Origin of the sequence: Janibacter sp. LM, from assembly GCF_039631275.1 — a bacterium.
In the GTDB taxonomy this organism is placed as follows: Bacteria; Actinomycetota; Actinomycetes; order Actinomycetales; family Dermatophilaceae; genus Janibacter; species Janibacter terrae.
The window spans coordinates 1-667 of record NZ_JBDIVG010000093.1 but is presented as its reverse complement, the minus strand read 5'-3'; the positions used below and the strand labels follow the sequence as shown (position 1 = coordinate 667).

Annotated in this window: 1 protein-coding gene; it reads right to left on the bottom strand. The window is 62.8% G+C overall.

The annotated features are described in order from the left end of the window. Nucleotides 1-182: 182 nt before the first annotated feature. Nucleotides 183-563, bottom strand: coding sequence for a nuclear transport factor 2 family protein (locus ABC138_RS17580; protein ID WP_345914473.1), 381 nt, complete (start codon nt 561-563; stop codon nt 183-185). Between the last annotated feature and the right edge of the window lie 104 nt (nt 564-667).

The window sequence follows — 667 nt, the reverse complement described above, 5'->3', positions numbered from 1 at the left end:
GGTGGTGTCCTTCGGCATGAGTACATCCTCGTTTCCAAACGATGGAGACTCCAACCAACCCAGTGCGGTTCAGTCCAAGGTCAGGACCTGACGTCGATCATCCTGGGTCCGTCACTGGGGCGGTCGAACGGTTCTCGCGAACAAGGTCAGCGGCTAGCAAACGCTGGCGGTCCCGCATCCCCTCAGAAGCGAGCAGCGGCGGCCTTGATTTCTGCGAAGCGCTCGGCCATCCGCGCGGCCAGTGCCTGGGATGCCTTGAGCGGTCGGGTCATGACCATGAACTCGGTGATCTTCCCGTTCTCGTCGAGGGTGAGGAAGTCGCACCCGGTGATGTCCAACCCGTCGACGGTGGCCTTGAAGACATAGGCCTCTTCGCTCCCTTCGCGCAACTGACGCACGTAGTGGAAGTCCTCGAAGACCTCGACCACGGCCCGCAGGATGGCGCTGGTGATCGGCTTGCCGGAGTAGGGGGTGTGGGCGACCGGGCTGAGGAAGACGACGTCCTCGGCGAGGCAGTCGTCGACGGCGTCCATGTCCTTGCTCTCCACTGCGTCACGGAACATGAAGTGACCTTAGCCGTGGTGGGCGGTGGCACGGGCCGCTCCCGATGCTCTACTCAAAATGGGCTCTCCTGACTGATCCGTGGGTCATTTCCGGCCTGGGAGGA

What these genes read in the sequence shown, in the direction of transcription:
- ABC138_RS17580 (WP_345914473.1), bottom strand. Translation starts at nt 563, where the DNA reads ATGTTCCGTGACGCAGTGGAGAGCAAGGACATGGACGCCGTCGACGAC.